The following is a 4,664-nucleotide window of genomic DNA, read 5'->3' on the forward strand; positions in this document are numbered from 1 at the left end:
TCCCCATCCCCACGCCCCCAACCCATCCCATGCACGCAATCTGCTACCGGAGGACGGGGGCGGCAATGCTTGTGTCACGCAGCGGGCTTCACCCGCGCGTGGGCAAAACGTGCGGCCTCTGTGTCCGGATAACGGTGCAGGATGTACCGGTAGATTTCCTCCGCACGCACCGCGTTTCCCATCTTCTCCCCCTGCACGCGCGCCAGGAGCACCAGGGCGCGGGGCGCGAGCGGATCCTCGGGCGCCACGTCCGCCGCGGCTTCCAGCGCGAGGACCGACAGTGGGAAATCTCCTTCCACTGCCGCCGCCTGTCCGATGAACAGATGGTGCGCGGGCGAAAGCTTCAGACGGGGCAGAACACGAAGGACGCCGTACAGGGCAATCGCCCGGGCCACGTCGCGCGCCTCCACCGTCGCCGTGAACGCGGCCAGCTGTTCGGCCTGGGAGTCCTCCCCGGTGCCCGGCGCAGCTTCAATGGGGACCTCCACCCCGAAGGGTGTGGCGTCGCGCAGCGGCTGGGGGCCACGCTCCGGACGCGCGTCCCCCAGCACGGGCTCCAGGAAGTCGCGCGCGGGGAGGTAGCCCAGCGCATCGCCGTGCACGTACAGCACGAGCCCCAGCACATTCGCGGCGGCGAAGGGCACCAGCAACGTGAGCGCCTCCGCGATCCACCGGGACAGGATGAAGATTCCGAAGTCGAGCACCCCCTCCGCGCGCCAGTGCATCACCCCGTGGACCAGGGCCATCAGCGCGAAGACGCCCATCACGAGGCCCGCGTCGCGCCCCAGCGCCCGGATGCACCTCAGCGCGTTGCCGGGATGCAGCGCGGAGAGGAGCGGCTGCTCCGTGGCGGCCAGCAGCCACGCCCACGGCAGCCACAGGAAGCCTCCGAGCGCGAGTCCCCAGCTGACGGGGTCGTCCCACGCGGCCGAGGCCGTCAGGACGTCCAGGGGATGCAGCAGCAGCGACAGGAGGTCGTCGCCGGTGGGCCTGCCCACGGACAGGGCGCGCGCGAGCGCGGGCAGGAAGACGCCCACGGTGACGACCAGGCCCCGCAGGCCCGGCCGGAGGTTGTCGCGGATGAGGTCGGTGAAGCCGGGGCCCTCCGGCTCCGCGTCCCCCCGCGCCGCGCCGCGCACGAGCGCGAAGAACGTCGCCCAGAAGATGCCCAGGGCGAGCGTCAGGGGCAGGATGGCGAGCACGCCCACCGCGAGCGAGCGCAGGACGGCCAGCATCAGGCTGACGGCCAGGAGCGTCTGCAGGCCCGGGCCGGTGAGCAGGAAGCGCACGGCGTCCGGCAGGCGTTCGGCCAGCGCGCGGTGCGAGCGGTGGCGAAGGAGCACGTTCGCCGTTCCCCCGCAGCGCCCACAGGCGAAGTACTCCACCGGGCCCATGCGCCGCGTCTCGACGCAGGCGGGGCACAGCAGGGACTCGCACTGTTCACACCGCCAGCCGGCGGCGACGGTGGGATGGGAAGGGCAGCGGTCGGGAGCGCGTGCGGCCATGGGGCCGTGAAGCCTACTACGCGGGGCCCGGAGTCTCGTCCCACGGGGCGCCGAGCCACGCCTGGAACGCGGCCTTCTGCGCGTCGGTGGGGCGCTCCACGCGCTGGAGCCACACGGCATCCGCGGGCTTCTGCCCCAGCACCACCGGCACCTCCAGCAGCCGGTCGCGGCGGAACAGCGTCACCTTCACCGTGTCGCCCGGGCGCTTGTCCTCGCACCGCGCGATGAGCCCCGCGCCGTCCACGCGCCAGCCGTCCAGCGCCACCACGTCGTCCTCCGGGTAGAGGCCGGCCTCCAGCGCGGGGGTGCCCTCCGGCACGGTGGAGAGCGTCGCGGCGCCGCGCAGGGTGATGCCCAGCCAGCCCTTCGGCCGGGGCTCGCTCTTGAGGCGCGGCGGCGTGCCGCCCTTGTCGTTGGGGCCCTCGCGCACGCGGAAGGACACCTCCAGCCCCACGTGCTCGAAGACGCTGTAGTCCAGGTCTCCGGTGGAGCGCACCGCGCGGTCGAAGAAAGGCGTCAGGTCCCTGCCCGCGACCTCGCTCGCGACCTTCTCCACGCCGTCCTCGGGCACACCGGAGCCGTCGCCATGGCGTTGCCACAGCAACCGCATGGCGTCATCCAGGCACCTCGCGTCGCGGGTGGCGCGGCGGACCTCCAGGTCCAGCAGCGCGCAGACGACCTCGCCCTTCAGGTAGTAGGAGACGGCGCTGTTGGGCGAGTGTTCGTCGGGGCGGTAGTGCTTCACCCAGCTGACGAGCGACGCCTCGGTGAGCGTCTGCACGCGGCGGCCCGGGGTGGAGTGCAGCAGGCTGAACGTCTCCCCCAGGCGTGCCAGGTAGCGCGACGCGGACATCAGGCCCGCGCGGCGCACGAAGAGGTTGTCGTAGTAGGCGGTGCCGCCCTCGAAGGCCCACAGCAGCGTGGTGTAGTTCTCCTGCGAGTAGTCGAACGGCACCAGCGCGCGCGGCTTCACCCGCTTGATGTTCCACAGGTGGAAGTACTCGTGCGCCACCAGCGTGAGGAAGTCCTCCCAGCCCCGGTGCGTGGACAGCGACAGGCGCGGGAAGAGCAGCGCGGTGGAGGCCTGGTGCTCCAGGCCGCCCCGGCCCTTGTCGGTGAGGTAGACGAGGAACAGGTAGCGCTTCAGCGGCAGGCCGTCATACATGCGCGCCTGGGCCTCGCAGACGCGCTGCATGTCCGCGCACAGCCGCTCCGCGTCCGGCACGCTGTCGCCCCACACCACCACCTCGTGCGGCACGCCCGCGACCGTGAAGGTGAGCGGCGTGTGCGGCCCCACCTCGAAGGGGCTGTCCACCAGCGTGTCGTAGTCCTCCGCGTGGAACGTGCTGCCTTCGGCGTCCAGCGCGCAGAACGTGCGCCAGTCCGGGGGCGCGTCCACGGTGACGTGGTGGGGCAGGGCGCGCGTGGCCTCCGTGTAGAGGAACACGGTGGCGCCGTTGAAGTAGCCGTGGCTGCCGTCCAGGTGGCTGGTGCGCACGGTGAGCTCGTTCGCGTAGACGCGGTAGCGCAGCGTGACGGCCTGCCCCCTCGCGTCCACGCGCCAGGTGCGCTTGTCCACGCGGCGCACCGGCAGGGGCTGGCCCTCGGCGCCGGTGGCGGTGAGGTCCTGCACCTGGCGGGCGTACTCGCGCACCAGGTAGCTGCCCGGTGTCCACACCGGCATCACCGCGTCGAGCGTGTCGGGCCCGGCGGGGAAGGTGGCCTCCACCTCGAACAGGTGCGCATGCGGGCGGGGCATGGCGACGCGGTAGTGGACGGCTTGCGACATGGCCAGGGTGCCTTTCCGGGGGGACTTCGCGGGGTTACTTCGCGCGGACGAGCACGGCGCCGAAGAAGCCGTCGGTGCCGTGGGTGTGCGGGGCGAGGCGCAGGAACGGGCCGGAGCCCACCTTCTTGCCCAGCTCGGCGCCCAGGACCTCGGCCACGGGGCGCACGGTGAACTCGGGGTGCTGGGCAAGGAAGTCCTCCACCACCTCCTCGTTCTCCTCGCGCAGCACGCTGCAGGTGCCGTAGATGAGCCGACCGCCGGGCTTCACCAGCGTGGCGAAGCGCGCGAGCAGGGCCTTCTGCCGGGCCACGTGCTCCGCCAGGGACTCCGGCGTGAGGCGGTAGCGGGCGTCCGGCTTGCGGCGGAAGGTGCCGGTGCCGCTGCACGGCGCGTCCACGAGCACGCGGTCCGCCTGGCCCTTGAGGGGCGCGAGCGCGGCCTCCGCCTCCGGGCCCTCGGGCGGAATGATCTGCGTGCGCACGTTGTGCACGCCGGCGCGGCGCGCGCGCTTGCGCAGGTCCTCCATGCGGCCTTCGTCCACGTCGAGCGCGTGCAGGTCGCCGCGGTTCTTCATCTGCGCGGCCAGCTGGAGCGTCTTGCCGCCCGCGCCGGCGCACGCGTCCACGACGCGGGTGGGAGGCGCGTCCACGAGCATGCCGAGCAGCTGGCTGCCCTCGTCCTGGATCTCGAGCCAGCCGTCCTTGAAGTTCTGGAGCGAGAAGATGTTGAGCCGCGTCTCCATCACGATGCCGAAGGGAGACAGGGCAGTGGGCTTCGTGGACTCCACGTCCTCCGCGGCGAGCCGCTCCTGGAGCTGGGCGCGGTCACCCTTGAGCGCGTTGACGCGGGCGAAGAGGGGGGCGCGCTCGTTCATTGCCTCGGCGGCGCGGCTGGCGTCCTTGCCGAAGACGGCGCGGAACTTCTCCGCGAGGAAGTCCGGCAGCGACGCGGCGATGGGGAAGCGCTTCGCTTCGGGCAGGGCGTCCAGTTCGGCGGCGGCGTCCGGGAGGCGGTCGAGCACGGTGATGTCCGGGCCGCTGAGGCCGCAGGTGCGCGCGACGTAGTTGGGGTCCTCGCCGTGGAGGATGCGGGACGCGGCCAGCCGCATGACGTCCTGGCGGGTACCGTCGAGCGTCTCGAAGTTCCGGTGCGAGTGCTCCAAGAGGAAGTCCACGGTGCGCTGGCGGCGCAGGAGCGCGTAGACGCGCTCCGCCACGGCGCGGCGTTCGGTGGAGTAGAGGAGCGTCTTGCGGCGCAGGACGAACTCCAGGGCGCGGTCGGACAGGCGGCCCTCGCGGCGCACGCCGCCGTAGGCCTCCAGGGACGCCTGGAGGACCAGATCCTCGCGCAGGGGGCGGTTCGGGTTGGGG

General features: G+C 72.4%; 3 protein-coding genes. All 3 read right to left on the reverse strand.

Going from position 1 to position 4,664, the window contains the following annotated elements; translation table 11 throughout:
* Nucleotides 1–74: 74 nt before the first annotated feature.
* From D7V93_RS38425 to D7V93_RS38435, 3 genes are read right to left on the reverse strand one after another with little or no spacing between them, the layout of a single operon-like run.
* A complete protein-coding gene (locus D7V93_RS38425; protein WP_158623958.1) occupies nt 75–1,505 on the reverse strand; it encodes a B-box zinc finger protein in 1,431 nt (476 codons plus the stop codon).
* Between the two features lie 16 nt (nt 1,506–1,521).
* The gene (locus tag D7V93_RS38430) at nt 1,522–3,294 is read right to left on the reverse strand and encodes a M61 family metallopeptidase (protein ID WP_120648045.1); all 1,773 of its coding nucleotides are present in this window, start codon (nt 3,292–3,294) and stop codon (nt 1,522–1,524) included.
* Between the two features lie 34 nt (nt 3,295–3,328).
* On the reverse strand, nt 3,329–4,645 hold the full coding sequence (locus tag D7V93_RS38435) for an RsmB/NOP family class I SAM-dependent RNA methyltransferase (protein WP_244237754.1): 1,317 nt from the start codon (nt 4,643–4,645) through the stop codon (nt 3,329–3,331).
* Nucleotides 4,646–4,664: the final 19 nt, after the last annotated feature.

The sequence above is a fragment of the Corallococcus llansteffanensis genome, from assembly GCF_003612055.1.
Classification (GTDB): domain Bacteria; phylum Myxococcota; class Myxococcia; order Myxococcales; family Myxococcaceae; genus Corallococcus; species Corallococcus llansteffanensis.